The sequence below is a fragment of the Microbacterium sp. HD4P20 genome, from assembly GCF_019449275.2.
Taxonomy (GTDB): Bacteria; Actinomycetota; Actinomycetes; order Actinomycetales; family Microbacteriaceae; genus Microbacterium.
Map to the genome: position 1 here is coordinate 22,241 of NZ_JAHZQZ020000011.1, position 19,058 is coordinate 41,298.

Genomic DNA, 19,058 nt, shown 5'->3' on the forward strand with positions numbered 1-19,058 from the left:
CTTCCTACTTCGTGGTGAGCGCGGCGACGGCCGCGCGGTTCGTCGGGTAGACGGTGTCGCCGTCGCGGATGATTCCGAGCCGTTCCAGGCGGGGCCTCGCATCCGCCCGGAGGCGGCTGAAGCCGAGCGAGACGTCGCTGCGCTCGAGCCAGTCGCGCAGCGATTCGAATGACTCGGCACCCGTGACGTCGGCGTCGCTCACTGCCTCGAGATCGATCACGAGATGGTTCACGTCCTCGTGCACGCGTGCACGGGTGATGGCGGACTTGACCGCCGTGCCGAACACGTCGCCGTTGGCGAAGAAGAGGGGGGCCGCCATCCGGACGACGACGATGCCCGGCGCGGTCACGGAGCCGGCGGGCGCGTCGGCGAGCAGCGAACCGCTCGGCTCGCCGTCGGCGGCCAGTACGTCGATCGCGGGGTTCGCGGCGCGCTTGGCCATGTTCACCAGGGCGAGCACGAACGCGACGAGGATGCCGGGGATCGCGCCGATGAAGAGCGTCGCGAGGAAGCACACCACCCCGATCCAGAACTCGAAGCGATCCAAGCGCCACAGCTCGCGGAACTCGCGGATGCCCAGCAGTGGCAGCACGGCCACACCGACGATCGCGCCGATGGCAGGCGAGGGGATCTCGGCCAGCAGCGCCGTGCCGAAAAGGAGCAGCAGCAGGGTGCCCCCCGCGAGCACGAACGACGGCAGCTGCGTGCGGGACCCTGCCTGGTCCATCGCGGCGGTGCGGGAAGTCGAGGAGCCCATGGCGAAGCTGCCGCTGGCGCCGGCGGCGATGTTGCCCACCCCGAACGCGAGCAGATCGCGGTCGGGGCTCGTCGAGTAGTGGCGCTTCTCGGCGTAGGAGCGGATCACGAGCAGCCCCTCCGCGACTGTCACCATCGTCAGCGCGAGCGCCGACGGGACGAGAGCGAGCCACTGGGTCCACGAGAGCATCGGCCACGTGAGTTCAGGCGGTCCGGCAGGTACCTCCCCGAGCACCGCCACGCCCGCGCCGTCGGCATCCGTCACCACCACCACGATCGTCGCGACGATCATCACGATGAGCGCCCACGGCACGACCGCCAGCAGGCGACGACCGATCAGCAGGATGGCGATCGACCCTGCCGAGATGAGGAGCGACCAGACGTTCAGGGTGCCTAGGCCGGTGACGAGGCCGATCATCTTCTCGACGAACTCGCCCCCCGAGTCGATCCTTATGCCCAGCATCTTGGCCACCTGCGACACCAGGATGTCGAGGGCGAGACCCCCGACGAACCCGATGAGGATCGGCTTGGACAGGAAGTTCGCAAGGAAGCCCAGCTTGAACACCGACATCAGGACGAAGAGGATGCCGCAGATGATCGCCTGCGCGAGCGCCATCGTCGCGTAATCGGCGGAGCCGGCAGCAGCCAGGCCGCCGATCGAGGAGGCGACCAGGGCGGCGGCCGCGGCATCCGGCGACGCCACCAGCTGGCGGGACGACACCACTAGGGCGTACACGATCGTCGGGAGGACCAGGGCGTACAGGCCTGCCGTCGGAGGCAGTCCGGCGATCTGCGCGTACCCGATATTGAGTGGGATGGCGATCGCGACCAGGGTCACGCCGGCGAGAAGTTCGCGGGCGACGTTCTTCCGTGTGAGCCCGGCGAGTGGTCGTTCCACGGCGCCTCCTGGATGTCGATCCGAGGCTAGCGGCAATCCCGCCGCCCCGACCGTCAGCGGGCGGGGTCGATCCGGAGGACTTCGGGGGACTCGCCCAGCGTCATGTCGTCGACGACGCGCAGGGTGCGCGCCAGGTCGTCGACGGATCCGATCACCGTGCCGAAGCGCTCGCGGTCGGAGCACACGGCGGTCACGGTGACGAAGTGCGTTCCGGTGTCCCACGTGTAGGTGGCGAACGGCGGCTGGCGGGGATCAGGGGGGAGCGGCATCTCGAGCTTCTCGCCGACCCCCAGGAACGGGTTCGAGAACGACTGCGTGTCGTCGTACTCCATGGGCATCATCGCGCGTGCCGCCCGCAGCTCGTTCGTCGCCTGCTGCAGCTGGGCCATGGCCACCACCAGCTCGGCGTCGGCCTTCCACACCCAGACCAGCACGCGTCCGGCGGCCTTGCGCATCAGGAACGGAGCCGCCTGGCTCATCGCCCACGCGGCGACACCGCTGCCCGGGCGCGCCTCGCCGCCGAGGGCGCCGCTGGCCTGGGTCAGCAGCATCCGGATGGCGGCCTTGCGGTGGCGGCGGCCGCGGAAGCCGAGGGACTCGGTCACCGCAACCCACAAGTTCGGGTCTGCTTCGGCCTGGAGTCGGGGCATGAGTCCAGGGTACGGTGCCGAGCCTGCGCGTTCCCGGGGCTCGGCCTGGCCCTCGGGTACAGTGGATCCGCGCGTCACCGACCCCACCGCCGCGCGCCCCGCCGTCAGAGACAGGCCCCCATCCCGTGACCGATCCTGCGACGCCCGCCGACCTCCCGTCAGAGTCCCGGCCGCCGAGTCCATCGGCGCGCCCGCTGAAGATCCTCATCGGCGCCGACACCTTCCTGCCGCATGTCAACGGAGCCGCGCGGTTCGCCGAGCGCCTCGCCGCCGGGCTGGTCGTGCGAGGGCACAACGTGCACGTCATGGCACCCAGCGCAGGACACAGCAACCACGGCACTTTCACCGAGGTGATCGAAGGCAGCCAGATGACGGTCCACCGGCTTCCGTCGTGGCGCTGGCCGCCTCACGACTGGCTGACCTTCGTGCTGCCGTGGATGTCGAAGCACCACGCGCGGCGCGTGCTCGACGAGTTCGAACCCGACGTCGTGCATATCCAGTCGCACATCGTCATCGGGCGCGGCCTGGCTCGAGAGGCCCACAAGCGCGGCATCCCCGTCGTCGCCACGAACCACGTGATGGCCGAGAACATCGTCGACTTCACGACACTGCCGCCCTTCCTCGACAAGATCGCGATCAAGCTCGCGTGGGACGACGCCAAACGAACGTTCGCTCTCACCCGCGCCGTGACCACCCCGACCCGTCGTGCCGCGGACTTCCTCGAGAGGACGATTGCGATCAAGGGTGTGATCCCGATCAGCTGCGGGATCGAGGCGGCCAACTACACGCCCGACCTTTCGCCCCGCGACGCGCATCGCCTGGTCTTCGTCGGCCGCCTCACGACCGAGAAGCAGATCGACGTGATCCTGCGCGCCCTGGCGACACTCGATCCGGCCCTGGATGTGACGTTCGACATCGTGGGCACCGGCGACCAGCGCCGCAATCTCGAGGAGCTCGCCGAGCAGCTCGGGCTCGACGGCCGCGTCACGTTCCACGGGCACACGGCCGACGAGGAACTGCGCGGCTTCCTCTCTCACGCGAGTGTGTTCGTGATCGCGTCGATCGCCGAGCTGCAGTCCATCGCGACGATGGAGGCCATGGCCTCGGGCCTGCCCGTGGTCGCCGCCGATGCAGTGGCGCTGCCGCATCTCGTGCACGATGGCGAGAACGGCTACCTCTTCCGGCCCGGCGACGTCGACGATCTGGCCGAGAAGCTCACGACGGTGCTGACGCAGGCGCCCGACGAGCGGCTGCGCATGCAGCGGGCCTCGCTCGAGGGTGTCAAGGTGCACGACATGCGGCGCACGCTCGACACCTTCGAGGCGCTGTACCGCGACGAACCCTTGCCGGAGTAGCCCGCCGTGCACGTCGTGATGTTCGGTGACCAGCACGCCGAGACACTCGGCGGCGCGCAGGTCTCGATGCGGCTGCAGCGGCGGTTCCTCGAGAAGGCCGGTCACACGGTCACCATCGTCGCGCCGGCGATGCACGGCCCGCGGGCTCGCACCATGTCCGCTGACGCCGCCTACCTCGACCTGCCGTCGATGCCGGTGACCTTCGATCGCGAGTACTCGATGTCGTGGCCGGGCCGCCGGACCGACCGGTGGCTGGATGCCGCGCTGCGGTCCCGCCCGCCGGTGGACGTCGTGCATGTCCAGGCCGACTTCTGGGGTGCGTTCATCGGCTACCGGTTCGCCCAGCGCCACAGCATCCCCGTCGTCCACACGATGCACAACCGGCTCGACGTCGGAATCGAGGCGACCGCCCCGTTCCCGAAGCTCGTGCTGCGCGTCCTGAACGCGTGGCAGCGCCGCGTTCTCGGGACCGCGCCGGAAGTCAGCCCCGTCGGCCGGGACGGTTGGTCGTACCTGCGCCGCTTCGCCGCGAGAGCGGACGCCGTGACCGCACCGTCGGCGCACTTCGCCCGCCGCCTCGAGCAGCACGGTGTCGTGCCGCAGGGCCGCCGCGGAGTCCTCGCGCCCCTCGACGCACTCGCCACGCGACCCGGGGTGGACGTGATCTGGAACGGCATCGACGACGACCTGCTCGACGGGATTCTCGCGTCGTCGAGCGCCGAGCGGGTGCCCGGGCGTCCGCGGTTCGTGTGGCTCGGGCGCATGAGCCCGGAGAAGCGCCTGTTGCCGTTCCTCGAGGCGCTCGCCGCCTCGGACGTCGACGCCGAGGTCGAGCTGATCGGTGGCGGCGGCCAGCTGCGCGCCGCACGCCGGCTCGTCGAGAGGCTGCGGCCCCGGGCGGCCGTCGTCTTCGCGGGACGGATGCCGTACGCCGAGACGCTGCGCAAGATCGCCCGAGCCGACGCGGTCGTGCAGACCTCGATCGGCTTCGAGACGCAGGGCATGACGATCTTCGAGGCCGCCGCGCTCGGGACGCCTTCGGTCGTGAGCGACCCCGACCTCGCGTCCGAGCTCGGTCCCGGGTACTGGCCGGTCGGCGTCGCCTTCCCTGAGGGCATTCCGGATGCCTCGGTGTCCGCCCTCGCGGACGCGCTGCGCGCCGCGGCGACCGACATCACCGCGGGCGCACCGGTCGTTCCCGATCCGACGATCCGTGAGAGGTTCCGCCAGTCCTCGCGGACGGCGGCGATGATCGAGGTGTACAAGCGCGCGCGTGCGTGATCAGGGAAGACGCGTGTGATCGGTGGGGATGCGGCGGTGGCCGTCGGTGCGCAGAGCGACGGCCGTCGAGGCGAGGGCGAAGGCGGAGAGAACGGCGAAGGCGATGGCGATGAACATGGCAGAAACGCTACGCTTGCGTTAGGACTGCCACGAGTGGCAGGATGGACACACTTCGCATGAAAACTGCCACCTCCGGAGGATCGCTCATGAAGACCGTCGCCTGCATCGTCCAGGACGGATTCGCGCCGTTCGAGTTCGGCGTCGCGTGCGAGGCTTTCGGGCTGGACCGGTCGGATGACGGCATCCCGAACTTCGAATTCCGCATCGTCACGCCCGAGCCGGGAGCGATCTCGTCGAAGATGGGCTTCTCCATCAATGTCGAGAACGACCTGTCTTTCGCTTACGAGGCCGATCTCGTGGTCGTGTCGCCCGTTCCGCACCAGTACTGGGCGCGGACCGACGAGCGCGTGCTCGATGTCATCCGCGACGCGGTCGCACGCGATGCGTGGGTTCTGAGCGTGTGCAGCGGCTCGTTCGTGGTTGCCGCGGCCGGCGTGCTGGACGGTCGCAAGGCCACCACCCACTGGATGTACGCGCAGAAGATGGCCGAGATGTATCCGAAGGTGGATGTCGACCCCGACGTGCTCTACGTGCAGGACGGCCGCATCATCACGAGCGCCGGCACGGCGGCCGGGCTCGACGCGTGCCTGCACCTGCTGAGGCAGGAGCTCGGCGCCGAGATGACCAACAAGATCGCCCGTCGCATGGTGGTGCCCCCACAGCGCGACGGCGGTCAGGCGCAGTTCATCGACAAGCCGCTCCCCGCCACCACCTCGCTGTCGCTCGCGCCGGTCACGGACTGGATGCTCGACAACCTGCGCCTCGAACTCACCGTCGAGCAGCTGGCGGCGAAGGCGCACATGTCGCCGCGCACCTTCGCGCGTCGCTTCAAGGCCGACCATGGTGCGACGCCGGCGGCGTGGCTCGCTCGTCAGCGCATCATCCACGCCCAGCGGCTGCTCGAGTCGACTGACCTCGGGCTCGACCGCATCGCCTACGAGACCGGCTTCGGATCGGCGGCGGTGCTGCGCCAGAACTTCGCGCGCGTGCTCGGCACGACCCCGACCGCCTACCGGGCCCGATTCTCGTGCACTCCGGACGAGGCGGAGATGGCGGTCCCCGCGCCCACTCCGAACGCGGCTAGCGCGTCGTTCGGAGCCTCTGAGCGCGGGGGCGCAGCCGCAGCAGGCGAGGACTCCCGCCCGCCGGCATCCGTTCTCGAACCCGTGGCGTGAGGGCGAGCGCTCGAATCGCCCGCCCTCACCGGCGCGCTCAGCGCGCCTTCAACTCGCGCCCGTGCACGGTGAGCGCGTAGATCACGAGCACGTCGAGGGCCAGCACCGCGATCGAGAGCCACGGCTGCGCGGCGATGAGCGTGATCTGCGCGATCGCGTTCAGCGCGACCAGGATCACCGCGATGACGCGGGCCCACGTGGCGCCCGCCCAGAGCGCGAAACCGACCAGGAGGATCAGCGCGCCGAGGATCAGGTGGAACCAGCCCCATGCCTCGACGTCGAGCGAGAACAGCCCTGCCTCGCCGACGAAGTAGAGGGTGTCGGGGCCGATCAGGGCCTGAATCCCGTGGAGCACGTTGATCAACCCCGAGATGATGAGCACGACGGCGGCGAACACGCCCCATCCCACCCAGCCGGTGACGGTGGTGTCGTTGTCGGTCATGTGAGTTCCCTTTCGTGTCGGCGCGGCGGCCGTCTCTCTCAACCTGGGAGAAGCCTGGGCGTGCCGCATCACGCGACCCGCATGAAATCCGTCACTGCGACCGCCCCAGGGCCCCACGGCGCCCGCCACCGCGCCTGCCCTTCGCTACCGTGGGGCCATGGGTCTCAATCCGAAGACGTGGTTCTCACGCGAGACCCTGGGGAAAGACGTCAAGGCCGGTATCGCGCTCGGCGTCGAGAGCGTTCCCGACGGCCTCGCGTCGGGGCTTCTCGCGGGCGTCAACCCTCTCGCCGGCCTCTACGGCTACCTCTTCGGCATGGTGGGCGCGGCCTTCTTCACCAGCAGCACGTTCATGGCCGTGCAGGCGACCGGCGCGATGGCGCTCGTGGTGGCCGACGCCGACCTGCAGAGCCGACCCGACCCCGACCGCGCGCTCTACACGCTTGCGATGATGACCGGTGTCGTCATGATCGTGGCCGGCTTCGCGCGGGCCGGGCGCCTGGTGCGGTTCGTGCCCACCGCGGTCATGACCGGGTTCATCACGGCGGTCGGCGTCAACATCGTGCTCGGGCAGCTGTCGAACTTCGCCGGCTACGAGTCGCAGGGCGCGAACCGCATCGTCAAGACGATCGATCTGCTGCTGCACATCGCGCAGTGGAGCATCCCCGCCGTCATCGTGGGGGTGATCACCGTGCTCACGATCGTCGTGCTGCAGCCCACGCGCGTCGGCAGTCTGAGTCTCGTCGTCGCCGTGGTTCTGGGATCGGTCGCCGCCTGGCTGCTGAACGTGTGGGTCGCCGGTCCCGTCGTCGTCCTCGACGACATGGTCGACGTGCCCCGGGGGCTTCCGGCGCCCGTGCTCCCGAGTGTCGATGACATCGTCTACCTCGCCATCCCGGCGATCTCGCTCGCGTTCGTGGGACTGGTGCAGGGCGCCGGCGTCTCGGCCGGCATCCCCACTCCGGACGGCAGGCCCGCCGACGCCTCGCGCGACTTCATCGGACAGGGCGTCGGCAACGTCGTCGCCGGCGTCTTCCGTGGCATGCCGGTCGGCGGCTCGATGTCGGCCTCGGCACTGGTCGTCGCGGCCGGGGCGCGTACGCGCTGGTCGCTCGTCTTCGCCAGCGGAGTCATGGCGCTGGTGATCCTGCTGGCCTCGGGCCTCGTCGCCTTCGTCGCGATGCCGGCGCTGGCGGGGCTGCTCATCGTGGTGGGGATCTCGGCCATCAAGCCGAGCCGCGTGTACTCGGTGATCAGGAGCGGGGCGCTGCAGACGGCGATCATGGCCGTCACCTTCGTGCTGACGCTGATCATCCCGCTGCAGTTCGCGGTGCTGGTCGGGGTAGGGCTCGGGATCGTGATGTTCGTGGCGCAGCAGTCCAACCGCGTGCGGGTGCGGCAGGTGCACATCACCGACGACGGGCGGCTGCGCGAGTCGGATCCTCCGGCATCCGTCCCGCCGGGGCAGGTGCTGGTGCTGCAGCCCTACGGGAGCCTGTTCTTCGCCAGCGCGCCGACGTTCGAACGGCAGCTTCCACGGGTAGGTGCCGACTCGCGGAACGCCGTCGTGATCGTGCGGCTGCGGGGCACCGACCAGGTGGGCCTGGCCTTCATCGACGTGCTGCGGCGATATGCCCATGAGCTGGCATCCGCCCAGGGCTCGCTCAGAATCGTCGCGAGCGAGGAACGCGTGATCGATCAGCTGATCGCGGGTGGCGTGGTCGACGACATCGGCGAGGCGAATCTTTATCACGGCGGCGAATGGGTGAGCGAGACGCTGCGCCGCGCGTACGCGGATGCGCGGGAGGCGATCGCGCGGGGATGATGTGCGTTCCGCCGGACGCATTGCCGCGGCATCCGGTGCCTGGTAAACTTGAGCCATCACGACTCAACTTTGGACGTGAGCAGATTTCAGGAGACACATGAACGCCACCCAGCAGCCTGGACAGGAGGACGCGCAGAGCGCCCTCGAACAGTTCGGCATCAACCTCACCGACCGTGCCCGTCAGGGCAAGCTCGACCCCGTCGTCGGGCGAGACAGCGAGATCCGGCGCGTCAGCCAGGTGCTGACCCGCCGCACCAAGAACAACCCCGTCCTCATCGGCGAGCCCGGTGTCGGCAAGACCGCCGTCGTCGAGGGCCTCGCTCAGCGCATCGTCGCTGGCGACGTGGCCGAGTCGCTCAAAGACAAGGAACTCGTCACCCTCGACATCTCGGCGCTCGTCGCCGGCGCGATGTACCGCGGCCAGTTCGAGGAGCGACTCAAGAGCGTGCTCAAAGAGATCACCGAGTCGGACGGGCGCATCATCACGTTCATCGACGAGCTGCACGTGCTGATGGGCGCCGGCGGCGGCGAAGGATCGGTCGCTGCTTCGAACATGCTCAAGCCCATGCTCGCGCGCGGCGAACTGCGCATGATCGGCGCGACTACGCTGAACGAGTACCGCGAGTTCATCGAGAAGGATGCCGCGCTCGAGCGCCGTTTCCAGCAGGTCTACGTCGGAGAGCCCAACGTCGAAGACACCGTCGCGATCCTGCGCGGACTCAAGGAGCGCTACGAGGCGCACCACAAGGTGGCCATCGCGGACGCCGCGCTCGTGGCCGCGGCATCCCTCAGCCATCGCTACATCCCGTCCCGTCAGCTGCCCGACAAGGCCATCGACCTCATCGACGAGGCCGCGTCGCGCCTGCGCATGGAGATCGACTCGGCGCCGCTCGAGATCGACGAGCTGCGACGCCACGTCGACCGGCTGAAGCTCGAGGAACTCGCGCTGAAGAAGGAGAAGGACGACGCCTCGAAGGAGCGACTGGCGACGCTGCGCGAGACGTTGCGCGTCGAGCAAGAGCGGCTCGGCGAGCTGCAGGGGCGATGGGAGCGCGAACGCGCATCGCTCAACCGCGTCGGCGACCTGAAGACCAAGCTCGACGCGGCGCGCATGGAGGCCGACCGAGCTCAGCGCGAGGGCAACCTCGAGAAAGCGTCCCGACTGCTGTACGCCGAGATCCCTGCGCTGGAGCGCCAGCTCGTGGACGCCGAGCGCGAAGAGCCGTCCGGCGACCGCATGGTCAACGACCAGGTCACCGACGAAGACATCGCCGCCGTGATCGCGGCGTGGACCGGCATCCCTGTGGGGCGCCTGCTGCAGGGCGAGACTGAGAAGCTGCTGCACCTGGAGTCCGAACTCGGCAAGCGCCTCATCGGGCAGAAGGTCGCCGTGAAGGCGGTGGCGGATGCCGTGCGCCGCTCGCGCGCCGGGATCAGCGACCCGAATCGGCCGACGGGCTCGTTCCTGTTCCTGGGCCCCACCGGCGTCGGCAAGACGGAGTTGGCCAAGGCGCTCGCCGAGTTCCTGTTCGACGACGAGCACGCGATGGTGCGCATCGACATGTCGGAGTACGGCGAGAAGCACACCGTCTCGCGGCTCGTGGGTGCTCCTCCGGGATACATCGGCTACGAGCAGGGCGGACAGCTCACCGAGGCCGTCCGTCGGCGCCCGTACTCGGTCGTGCTGCTCGACGAGGTCGAGAAAGCGCACCCCGAAGTGTTCGACGTGCTGCTGCAGGTCATGGACGACGGGCGTCTCACCGACGGGCAGGGTCGCACGGTGGACTTCACCAACGTCGTGCTGATCCTCACCTCGAACCTCGGCTCGCCGATCCTGATCGACCCGACGCTGTCTGTCGAGCAGAAGCGCGAGCAGGTGCAGGGCCTGGTGCGGCAGGCGTTCAAGCCCGAGTTCGTCAACCGCCTCGACGACATCGTGATCTTCCAGGCGCTCACCGAGGACGACCTCGCGCAGATCGTCGAGCTGTCGGTGTTCGCGCTGCAACGGCGCCTCAAGGACCGCCGACTCACGCTCGCCGTGACTCCCGACGCCCGCGCGTGGCTCGCCGAGCGCGGCTACGACCCGGTGTTCGGGGCGCGGCCGCTGCGGCGGCTCATCCAGTCCGAGATCCAGGACCGCCTCGCGATGGCGATCCTCGGCGGCGGCGTGCACGACGGTGACGTGGTGCGCGTGGATGTCGCGGCCGACGGCTCTGGGCTGACCCTGGTCAGCGAGGGCCCGGCGCCCGTGCCCGACGCGCCCGATACCCCGGTCGGCGAGGATGAAGTCATCGAGGCCGAACTGCTCGACGACTGAGTCGGGCCCGGGTGGGGTCCGGTCCGGTCCGGGGCGGTGGGCGGTGCGCGGTTCGCTCGGGTTGGGTGCGGGCGGAAGCCTCGGGAGGGCGAACGAGCTCGGGCGGGCATGAGAGCATCGAGCGTGCGAATCGTGCGGGGGTTGTGGGGGTCGTCGCACCCCGGACCGACCCTGGTGGTCACCGCGCTGGCCTTCGCCCTCGGGCTCTCGATCGGCCTCGAGGCCTGGCGCCTGGCGCTGTTGACGGTGTCGGTCTTCGCCGGGCAGCTGTCGATCGGCATCTCGAACGACGCCCTCGACGCCGCCCGTGACCGCGCCGTCGGACGTGCCGACAAGCCCCTCGCCCGCGGCGACGTAAGCCTGCGGGTGGCGTGGGTCGCGGCATCCGTCTGTCTCACGCTGGCGCTGGTGCTCTCGGTGCCGTTGGGATGGCGGATGCTGGCGGCACATGCCCTCACACTGGGCTCGGCGTGGGCCTACAACGCCGGGTTGAAGTCGACGCCGCTGTCGATCGTGCCGTTCCTGGTGAGCTTCGGGGTGTTCCCGTCGCTGGCGACGCTGTCGGCACTCGAGCCGGCCTTCGCAGCCGGCTGGGCCTGGATCGCAGGGGCTGTCCTCGGTGCGGCGGTGCACCTGACCAACGTGTTGCCCGACCTCGATGATGACGCGAGCACGGGCGTGCGCGGCCTGCCGCACCGGCTCGGCGCCCGCGCGTCGGCGGTGGTGGCGGCGCTCGCGGTGATGGGCGGTGCCGTCGCGGTGCTGCTCGGCCCGGCAGGCGGCGACGTCTCGGCGGTTCCCCCGATCTCGTGGGTGTTCTTCGCCGGTGTCGTGTTCGTGGCCGTCCTGACAGTCGTGCGCGCGGCGGTGCGGCCGCCGTCGCGGGCGCTGTTCCGCCTCGTGATGCTCGCCGCTTTACTGCTCGCCGCGCAGCTCGTCGCCTCCGGCGGAGCCCTCGCCGCCTGAACCACTGCCTGACTCGCGGCCGGGCTCGCGCGTCCGACACGTGGCTCGAGCCCGCGGCCTGACGCCGGGCTCGAGCCCTCGGCCCGAGCTCGCGCGGGCTTTGCGGCATCCGTGCCCGTGTTTCTCCAACAGGTCAACCGGCCCTCCGCAGGACGATTGGCCGCGGATTTCTCCTGTGGAGGCCCGGTTCTCCTGTGGAACGAGCTGGCGCGGTGACCGGGTCGCGCTGACGGGGCGGCTGCACCCACCAGTCGGGTCAGGCGTCGCGGTCGAACCCCATCGCGTAGGCGCGGGCGAAGAGGCGGCCGGCCGGCGGCGCGAGCATCACCCGCACGGCGGAGCGTCGGAGGACGTCGAGGCGCGGCGATACCGCGCGCCCGAGCGCGGTGTTGACCGCGGCGAGCCGCGCGGCGGTCCGCGCCGACGCGACACGACGCGCCTCCCACCGGCGCAACTCCGGCTCGGGGGCGGCGCCCGTGCGCACCCATTCCGCGAGCAGCGGGGCCAAGGTCGCCGCGTCGAGCAGGCCGAGGTTCATGCCCTGCCCGCCGATGGGGCTCACCTCGTGCGCGGCATCCCCGATCACGAACACGCGCCCGTTGCGCATGCGGGGCGCGACGACCCGGCGCACGCCGAACACCGTCGCCTCGGTCACCCCTGACGCGACCGCCGCCTCGCCGCGCTGCGCCAGCGCCGCGCGCATGCGCTCGACGAGGGCACCGGGGTCCGGATCGGCGCCGGGCGGATCCCACGCCACGAAGCGCCGTCGCCCGTCCGGAAGCGGGAACGACTCGAGGACACCCGACGGATCCAGGTGCACGACGGCGACCTCGGCGTCGTCTCGCGCGGCGGTCTCGGCATCCGTCATGACGTACCGGTCGCGGTACTCGCGCACCGGCACGGCGCGCGGGCGGTAGACGAGATCGCGACCGCCGGATCCGGATGCCACGACCACGATGCCGCTCGTCTGCTCGACGGGCCGGCCCAAGACGCCGGCTCGCACCCGCACGCCGTCGGGTCGGGGGAGGATGGCCATGACGGTCGCGCCGCGCAGCGGCTCGGGCGCCGCCTCGGCGAGCACCGCCTCGGTGGCGGCCTGCGGCAGCGTTGCCACGAACGGAAACCGCGTCGACAGCTCGTCGAATTGCACGGCGCCGAGCGCTCGGCCCTCGGACCGGGCTTCGCCGCGGCGCACTCGCACGGCCCGGGCGAGCAGCCTCTCGGTGATTCCCGAGGCCTCGAGTGCGGCCAGCACCGGGGCGTGCACGCCGATCGCGCGCGACCCGTCGCCCGATGCGGGCCGCCGCTCCATCACGTCCACGTCCACCCCGCGGCGCGCCAGCTCTGCGGCCAGAAGCATCCCGACCGGTCCAGCCCCGACCACGGTGACATCAGCCATGCCCGTGCCCCACGGCCAGCAGCCGGAACGGCGCGGGCCGCTCGACCGTCCAGACGCCCGCAGCGCCGGGCGCGAGCTCGGCGGCGAGTTCCTCCCGCGTGAAGCTGCGCCGGATCGACCGCAGCCCGTCGGTGCGCAGGAACGTTCCCGGTGCGAACGGTGTGATCCCCACGGCGTAGAGGGCGTAGGCGAGCCGGCTGCGCTGGATGTCGCCGTGCAGCACGAGCCCGCGAGAGAGCTGGAGCGACTGCGCCGCGAACGCGGGAAGCTCGGCGCCCAGATGATGCAGCACGTGGTTCGACAGCACAACGTCGAAGCTCGCGCCTTCCGCGACGAGGGACGCGGCATCCGTGCACCGGAAAGCAACGGTCCGCGGCACCGTGCGCTCGGCGGCGACGCTGTGTGCGCGAGGGTCGGGGTCGGCGCCGGTCCACTGCACACGAAGGCCGTCGCGATCGGAGAGAGCCGCCAGCCGCACCACGAGATCGCCTCCGCCCGAGCCGAGGTCGAGCACGTGAGCCGGTCGTCCGAGTGAGGCGAGGTACGGCGCGAGCCGCGTGCGATACACCGCGCCCCAGCCCGCCACGAGCCGGTTCACCGTGCCGAAGCGGCGAAGCGTCGCCCGCAGCCGGCGCGCATCGCACTGCGGATCGTCCATGAGCTCGACGAGCGCCTCGTCGCGCACCGCGAGACTCATCGCACCACCGCCACCGCCACCGCCCGCGCCACCGCCCGAACCGCCCGCTTCATCGATGACTGGCCAGAGCCGGTGCCGTCCGCGCCGCGAGCACGCGGTTCGTCTCGTCGGGCTCAGCGACGCCGGGCTCGGCGACGCCGGGCCCAGCCACAGCGGGCCCAGCCACGGCCGGCACCGCCGTAGCCGCGGCCGCCGCATCCTGGGTCGCATCGTGGGTCGATGCGCGCGGTCTCGCTCCGAGCCGCTTGGTCATGAGGGCCGACTCCACGGTCAGACCCGGTCCGAAGGCGAGACCGGCGACCCTGGCGCCCTCCGGCAACGCGTCGTCGTGAAGCAGCCTGCGCAGGATGAACAGGATCGTCGCGCTCGACATGTTCCCGTACTCCCGCAGCACGCCTCGCGACGCGTCGAGCGCCGCGGGGTCCAGGCCCAGCCCCGTCTCGACGCGGTCGATTACGCTGCGTCCTCCGGGATGCACGGCCCACGCGTCGGGCGTGTCGAGGCCGATGAACCTGTCGACGGCTCCGCGGATCTCACGCCCGATGATGCGCGGCACCTCGGCCGACAGCACCATCTCGAAGCCATGGTCGCCGATCGTCCACACCATGTCGTTCTCGCCCTCGTCGGTGAGCGCGGTGCCGAAGCGGTCCAGGTCGAGGCCGCCGGCATCCCGCACAGCGTCCGGGCCGGCGACGATCACCGCCGCCGCGCCGTCGCCGAAGACGGACGCCGCCACGATCTGCTGCGGGTCGGCCGACGCGCGGATGTGCAGCGAGCACAGCTCCACGCACACGACGAGCACCACCGCGTCGGGCTGCGAGTCGGCGATCCGCGCGGCCAGGCGCAGTCCGGGCAGAGCCGCGGCACAACCGATGAAGCCGAGGTGGTAGCGCTCGGTCGTCGTCGGCAGTCCGAGGTCGCGCACCAGCCGGTAGTCGGGGCCGGGGGCGAAGAAGCCCGTGCACGACACCGTCACGACGTGGGTGATGGCGGATGCCGCGAGTCCGGCATCCGTCAGCGCATCCCGTGCCGCCTGAGCGCCGAGCCCCGGTGCGAGCTGCGTGTACAGGGCGTTGCGTGGTCCGGTGGTCGGAGCCTGAAGCGTGCCCTCACCATCGAGGAATACCGGGCCGCCAGGCGCGGCGGGAAGGCCGGCCAGTTCGCCGAGCACCGTATGACGATGTTCGATCGCCGAAGCGGCGAAGGCGCCCTGGATGCGCCGCTGCGTGAGCCGGTCGACGCCGGGCTGTGACGCGAAGAGCTCGCGCACGGCGTCCTGCCCGATGCGCGCGGGCGGGACCGCGGTGCCGATCGAGACAATGCGCGCCGTCATGGAGCCACCCAATCATGCCCAGGCCCCGTCGCGGCAGTGGTTGCGCGATGTTCGCGCGCGGGCTAGGGCCGCTGCTGCATGAAAATACAACTCGCCGCGTGAGCCGCGGCGATACCGTGGATGAAACGCCCGGAATGGAGAACGCACTCGTGAGCGAACCGATGCAGGCCGAACCCAGGACCAAGACGGACACGCTGTGGCGCGTCATCATCATCGCGATCTTCGTGATCGGAGTGGTGGTGGCAATCGGATTTCCGCTTCTCAACGGCAATTGGCGGTCGGTGTTCTCGGCTGTCCCGGTCTTCGCATTCGGGATCCTCATTGCCGCGATCCGCTCGATTCGCCACTGACGCCGGCCCGCTTACGCGGCGGCGCCTGAGGGTGTGTCCTCCGTCACGTCGGGCAGATCCCGCATGCCCCAGAACGGGCCGATGACCACGAACAAGCATGCCAGCAGCTCACCGGTGGCCGCGATCCACAAGGTGGGGACGGTGCCGATCCAGGTGCCCAGGGCGCCGGCGATGAGCGCGCCGATCGGCATCACGCCCCACACGACGAAGCGGATCGACGCGTTCATGCGGCCGAGCAGCCGACGCGGCGTGATGCGCTGGCGGAAGGTGACCTGCGTGATGTTGTAGAGCAGCACCGTGAAGCTCAGCACGAAGAACTGCGCGATCAGCAGGGGGAAGGCAAGCGCCGGGACGAGCGAGATCGCCGGGAGGAAGAACGGCACGAGGCAGAACGCGATGGCGCTCAGCGGGATCGCGCGGGCCTCGCCGATGCGCGCCACGATGCGCGGGGTTGCGATCGCGCCGAGGAGCCCTCCCACAGCCGACAGCGAGAACACGATGCCGAGCATCGCCGGGGTCAGCCCGAGTTCGCGCAGAACGAAGATGGGCAGCAGCGTCGTGGCGATCGTGCCGAAGAAGTTCGCCATGCCGGTCGTGCCGACGATGCGGCGTAGGAGCGGATTGCCGAACACCCACGCGAGCCCTTCCCGGATCTCGATGTGAAGCGGCCGGTGGTCTTCCGGGGAGCGGCGCTGCTCGTGATCTTTGGTGAACAGCAGGGCGATGAACGACGCGATGTAGGTGGCCACCGTGATGAGGATCGCGACCGGGGCGAAGAGGACACCCACCAGCCATCCACCGGCGGCAGGACCGGCGAGGCCCGCCAGCTGCTCGGTGGACTGCAGCTTGCCGTTCGCCTCGGCGATCTGGTCGGTGCGCACCAGCGACGGGATGATGCTCTGGTTCGACACGTCGAAGAACACCGTCGCGATGCCTATCACGAGGGCGACGGCGATCATGTGCCAGATCTCGAGCACGCCGAGCACCGCCAGGAGCGGCAGGGTGGCCAGGGCGACGGCGCGGATGACGTCGGCCCAGATCATCACGTGGCGCTTGCGCATGCGGTCGATCCACGCTCCGGCGGGGAGACCCACGATGAGGAAGGCCGCGACTTGGGCGGCGCCGAGCAGCCCCACCTCCCACTCCGTCGCCTGCAGTGTCAGGACGGCGAGGACCGGCAGCGCGAGTTCGGTGATCTGTGCGCCGAACTGGCTGAGTGCCTGGCCGCTCCACATCGTGAGGAAGTTGCGGTCACGCCACAAGGAGCCCTTCGGTGCACCCGGTGCGCCGTTGGCCGCCGGGGCGGTCGCGTTCGAGTCCGGCCGAGAACCCTGGGCTGCGGCATCCTGATCCGCCTCCACGGCGTCCTCGGCGCTCGCGCGCGAGACCGGCGTGGATGCCTCGGCTCTGGCTTCGGCGAGCACTCCGGTGTCGAGTCGGCCCGACGCCGCCGGCTCCTCTGATTGAGACATGTCAATCAGTTTGCGCCAGTGATTGAGGGTTGTCAATCGGTTCGCTAGGCTCCGTCTATGGCGACGCATGGCGAGGAGCGGATCGAGCTTCGCGCGGGCGACCCCGAGGCCGAGGCCCGCATGAAGGCGCTGAGCTCACCTCTGCGCTTGCGTGTGCTGCGGCTGTGCGCGTTCGAGTCGCGTACCAACAAAGAGCTCGCCGAGCTCCTCGCCGTGAACCCGGGGACGATGCTGCACCACGTGCGCACGCTCGTCTCGACCGGTTACCTCGCCGCCGAGCCCGAGCGGACCGGCGCGCAGGGCGCGCGCGAGGTGCCGTACCGCGCGACCGGACTCTCGTGGCGCACGTCGATGCCCGGCGGCAGCACCGTGCTTGTCGAGACCTTCCTGCAGCAGATCGAAGGACTGTCCGACGAGGACCTCGACACGACGTGGCTCGGGCTGAAGCTCAACGCCGAGCACAAGGCCGAGCTGCAGCAGCGGCTCGCCGACCTCGCGCAGGAGTTCAAGAACCGCCGCCCTGACCCCGACGGCGACACCTACTCGCTGTTCATCGCGTTCCACACCGACGACAACCCGCCGTCCGCGCACTGACCCTCGACGACCCGACCCCTGCCGTCACGGAAGCCGCGGCCAGCTCTCCGGGCCGAGGGTGCCGGCCGGGTACTCGTCCAGCGGCACCTCGCCGGCGCGCCACGCGGCGAGCACCGGGTCGACGATGCGCCACGATTGCTCAGCGGCGTCAGCGCGCACAGAGAGGGCGGCATCGGCGTCGAGGATGCCCGACAGCACTTCGCCGTACGCCTTGAGCGCACCCGGTCCGAGATCGGCTTCGAGGACGGCGCGTTCCAGCTCGAACGGATCCTCGCCGCCGTTGACGTTGAGCTCCAGCTCCATGCGGTCGGGGCCCAGCGAGAAACGGAGCACCGATCCGGGGGCGTCGCCGGTCAGGCCACCCGGGACGTGATTGACCGGGCGGAAGGTCAGGACGATCTCGCCGTCCTTGCCCTCGAGCGCCTTGCCCGAGCGCAGCGTGATCGGAACCCCCGCCCACCGGTCCGTGCGCACCTCGCACGTCAGCTCGGCGAGCGTCTCGGTGTCGCGTGCCGGATCGACGCCGGGCTCATCGACGTAGGACGGCAGCTGACGGTCGCCCACACTGCCGGCGGTGTAGCGTGCGCGGCGCGAAGAGGTCGTGGGGTCGTCGCCCCACACGTGGGTGGCGCGCAGCACAGCGCCCGTCGCGTCTCGCAGGTCGCGCTCGTGCAGCGAAGCGGGAGGCTCCATCGTGAGCACCGCCATGACCTGCAGCAGATGGCTCTGGATCATGTCGACGAGTGCCCCGGCGCGGTCGTAGTAGCCGGCGCGGCCCTCGAGCCCGAGAGTCTCGTCATAGCGGATCACGACCGACTCGATGTGCTCGGCCGACCACACCGGCGCGAACACCCGGTTCGCGAACCGCACGCCCAGCACGTTGAGCAGCGTCGACCGGCCGAGGAAGTGGTCCACACGGAACACCTGTTCCTCCGGCACGAGCCGCGCGACGGTCTCGTTGAGCTTCTGCGCACTGGCGGCGTCGACGCCGAACGGCTTCTCCAGTGCCAGGACCGTACCGTCGGGTATCGCGACGCCGGCCAGGGCCTCGCAGGCCGCTGCGGCCACCGCCGGCGGCACCGCGAAGTAGAGGGCGATCCGCTCGCCGGGGTCCGCCAGCAGTCTGGTGAGGTCGGTGGGCGCCGTGATGTCGGCCTGCCGGTAGGTGGTCTCTTCGACGCGCGCGAACGCCGCCTCCGACCCGCTGGTGGCGAACGCCGCACGTACGGTCTCGCGCCACCGGGCGTCGTCCCAGTCCTCCATACCGGCGCCGCGCAAGCGCACTCGTCGCTCGGGCTCGAGGCTCAGCAGCTGGCCGAGTGCGGGCAGCAGCAGTCGCGAGGTGAGGTCGCCGGTGGCGCCCAGGATCAGAAGCGTGGTCTCCGTCGCCATGCGGCCCAACCTATCCGGCCCTCGTCGGGAACGGCA

16 protein-coding genes are annotated in these 19,058 nt (G+C 70.4%); 8 read left to right on the forward strand and 8 right to left on the reverse strand.

Translation table 11 applies throughout. The annotated features are described in order from the left end of the window. Window positions 1-4: 4 nt before the first annotated feature. Both K0817_RS03230 and K0817_RS03235 read right to left on the reverse strand, forming a co-directional pair. Window positions 5-1,654, reverse strand: coding sequence for a SulP family inorganic anion transporter (locus K0817_RS03230; RefSeq protein ID WP_219979932.1), 1,650 nt, complete (start codon window positions 1,652-1,654; stop codon window positions 5-7). Between the two features lie 53 nt (window positions 1,655-1,707). Then, window positions 1,708-2,304 (reverse strand): hypothetical protein, encoded by a 597-nt coding sequence (locus K0817_RS03235; RefSeq protein WP_219979933.1) that lies wholly within the window; start codon window positions 2,302-2,304, stop codon window positions 1,708-1,710. A 125-nt stretch (window positions 2,305-2,429) separates the two neighbouring features. Between K0817_RS03235 and K0817_RS03240 the strand changes: the two genes are divergently transcribed. From K0817_RS03240 to K0817_RS03250, 3 genes are all read left to right on the forward strand, one after another. Further along, window positions 2,430-3,659: a glycosyltransferase gene (locus K0817_RS03240; RefSeq protein WP_219979934.1), complete on the forward strand. Its 1,230-nt coding sequence runs from the start codon at window positions 2,430-2,432 to the stop codon at window positions 3,657-3,659. A 6-nt stretch (window positions 3,660-3,665) separates the two neighbouring features. Next, the gene (locus K0817_RS03245; protein ID WP_219979935.1) at window positions 3,666-4,940 is read left to right on the forward strand and encodes a glycosyltransferase; all 1,275 of its coding nucleotides are present in this window, start codon (window positions 3,666-3,668) and stop codon (window positions 4,938-4,940) included. Between the two features lie 206 nt (window positions 4,941-5,146). After that, on the forward strand, window positions 5,147-6,235 hold the full coding sequence (locus K0817_RS03250; RefSeq protein WP_253735152.1) for a GlxA family transcriptional regulator: 1,089 nt from the start codon (window positions 5,147-5,149) through the stop codon (window positions 6,233-6,235). Between the two features lie 37 nt (window positions 6,236-6,272). Here the strand turns inward: K0817_RS03250 and K0817_RS03255 are convergent, their stop codons facing one another. Then, window positions 6,273-6,677 (reverse strand): hypothetical protein, encoded by a 405-nt coding sequence (locus K0817_RS03255; RefSeq protein ID WP_219979936.1) that lies wholly within the window; start codon window positions 6,675-6,677, stop codon window positions 6,273-6,275. A 157-nt stretch (window positions 6,678-6,834) separates the two neighbouring features. Here K0817_RS03255 and K0817_RS03260 point away from each other — a divergent pair, with 157 nt between their 5' ends. From K0817_RS03260 to K0817_RS03270, 3 genes are all read left to right on the forward strand, one after another. Further along, window positions 6,835-8,502, forward strand: a complete 1,668-nt coding sequence (locus tag K0817_RS03260) for a SulP family inorganic anion transporter (RefSeq protein ID WP_219979937.1) — start codon at window positions 6,835-6,837, stop codon at window positions 8,500-8,502. 97 nt (window positions 8,503-8,599) lie between these two features. Continuing rightward, entirely contained in the window at window positions 8,600-10,819 is a 2,220-nt protein-coding gene (locus K0817_RS03265) for an ATP-dependent Clp protease ATP-binding subunit (protein WP_219979938.1), read from the forward strand. A gap of 123 nt (window positions 10,820-10,942) precedes the next feature. Continuing rightward, entirely contained in the window at window positions 10,943-11,785 is an 843-nt protein-coding gene (locus K0817_RS03270; protein WP_253735153.1) for a UbiA family prenyltransferase, read from the forward strand. A gap of 256 nt (window positions 11,786-12,041) precedes the next feature. Here K0817_RS03270 and K0817_RS03275 read toward each other — a convergent pair whose 3' ends face one another. Genes K0817_RS03275 through K0817_RS03285 form a run of 3 tightly spaced genes read right to left on the reverse strand, consistent with a single transcriptional unit; the run spans window position 12,042 to window position 15,214 of the window. After that, the gene (locus K0817_RS03275) at window positions 12,042-13,184 is read right to left on the reverse strand and encodes an NAD(P)/FAD-dependent oxidoreductase (protein WP_219979940.1); all 1,143 of its coding nucleotides are present in this window, start codon (window positions 13,182-13,184) and stop codon (window positions 12,042-12,044) included. After that, complete coding sequence (locus K0817_RS03280) at window positions 13,177-13,881, reverse strand: methyltransferase domain-containing protein (protein ID WP_219979941.1); 705 nt, start codon at window positions 13,879-13,881, stop codon at window positions 13,177-13,179. Before K0817_RS03280 ends, K0817_RS03275 begins: the two co-directional genes overlap by 8 nt. A 49-nt stretch (window positions 13,882-13,930) precedes the next feature. Next, window positions 13,931-15,214, reverse strand: a complete 1,284-nt coding sequence (locus tag K0817_RS03285; protein ID WP_219979942.1) for a type III polyketide synthase — start codon at window positions 15,212-15,214, stop codon at window positions 13,931-13,933. 14 nt (window positions 15,215-15,228) lie between these two features. On the opposite strand from K0817_RS03285, the gene K0817_RS03290 reads away from it, so the two are divergent. Then, window positions 15,229-15,564, forward strand: a complete 336-nt coding sequence (locus K0817_RS03290; RefSeq protein ID WP_253735154.1) for a hypothetical protein — start codon at window positions 15,229-15,231, stop codon at window positions 15,562-15,564. A gap of 11 nt (window positions 15,565-15,575) precedes the next feature. Here the strand turns inward: K0817_RS03290 and K0817_RS03295 are convergent, their stop codons facing one another. After that, window positions 15,576-17,036 carry an MFS transporter gene (locus K0817_RS03295; RefSeq protein WP_219979944.1) on the reverse strand — a complete coding sequence of 487 codons (1,461 nt, stop codon included), beginning with the start codon at window positions 17,034-17,036 and terminating at the stop codon, window positions 15,576-15,578. 57 nt (window positions 17,037-17,093) lie between these two features. Here K0817_RS03295 and K0817_RS03300 point away from each other — a divergent pair, with 57 nt between their 5' ends. Then, a complete protein-coding gene (locus tag K0817_RS03300; protein ID WP_219979945.1) occupies window positions 17,094-17,630 on the forward strand; it encodes a transcriptional regulator in 537 nt (178 codons plus the stop codon). Between the two features lie 24 nt (window positions 17,631-17,654). On the opposite strand, the gene K0817_RS03305 is transcribed toward K0817_RS03300, so the two are convergent. After that, the gene (locus tag K0817_RS03305) at window positions 17,655-19,022 is read right to left on the reverse strand and encodes a glucose-6-phosphate dehydrogenase (protein WP_219979946.1); all 1,368 of its coding nucleotides are present in this window, start codon (window positions 19,020-19,022) and stop codon (window positions 17,655-17,657) included. Window positions 19,023-19,058 lie beyond the last annotated feature (36 nt).

Bases quoted from the DNA above. Each gene is read 5' to 3' on its own strand.
- K0817_RS03235 (WP_219979933.1), bottom strand. From the start codon at position 2,304: ATGCCCCGACTCCAGGCCGAAGCAGACCCGAACTTGTGGGTTGCGGTG.
- K0817_RS03250 (WP_253735152.1), top strand. From the start codon at position 5,147: ATGAAGACCGTCGCCTGCATCGTCCAGGACGGATTCGCGCCGTTCGAG.
- K0817_RS03255 (WP_219979936.1), bottom strand. From the start codon at position 6,677: ATGACCGACAACGACACCACCGTCACCGGCTGGGTGGGATGGGGCGTG.
- K0817_RS03260 (WP_219979937.1), top strand. From the start codon at position 6,835: ATGGGTCTCAATCCGAAGACGTGGTTCTCACGCGAGACCCTGGGGAAA.
- K0817_RS03265 (WP_219979938.1), top strand. From the start codon at position 8,600: ATGAACGCCACCCAGCAGCCTGGACAGGAGGACGCGCAGAGCGCCCTC.
- K0817_RS03275 (WP_219979940.1), bottom strand. From the start codon at position 13,184: ATGGCTGATGTCACCGTGGTCGGGGCTGGACCGGTCGGGATGCTTCTG.
- K0817_RS03280 (WP_219979941.1), bottom strand. From the start codon at position 13,881: ATGAGTCTCGCGGTGCGCGACGAGGCGCTCGTCGAGCTCATGGACGAT.
- K0817_RS03285 (WP_219979942.1), bottom strand. From the start codon at position 15,214: ATGACGGCGCGCATTGTCTCGATCGGCACCGCGGTCCCGCCCGCGCGC.
- K0817_RS03290 (WP_253735154.1), top strand. From the start codon at position 15,229: ATGCCCAGGCCCCGTCGCGGCAGTGGTTGCGCGATGTTCGCGCGCGGG.
- K0817_RS03295 (WP_219979944.1), bottom strand. From the start codon at position 17,036: ATGTCTCAATCAGAGGAGCCGGCGGCGTCGGGCCGACTCGACACCGGA.
- K0817_RS03300 (WP_219979945.1), top strand. From the start codon at position 17,094: ATGGCGACGCATGGCGAGGAGCGGATCGAGCTTCGCGCGGGCGACCCC.
- K0817_RS03305 (WP_219979946.1), bottom strand. From the start codon at position 19,022: ATGGCGACGGAGACCACGCTTCTGATCCTGGGCGCCACCGGCGACCTC.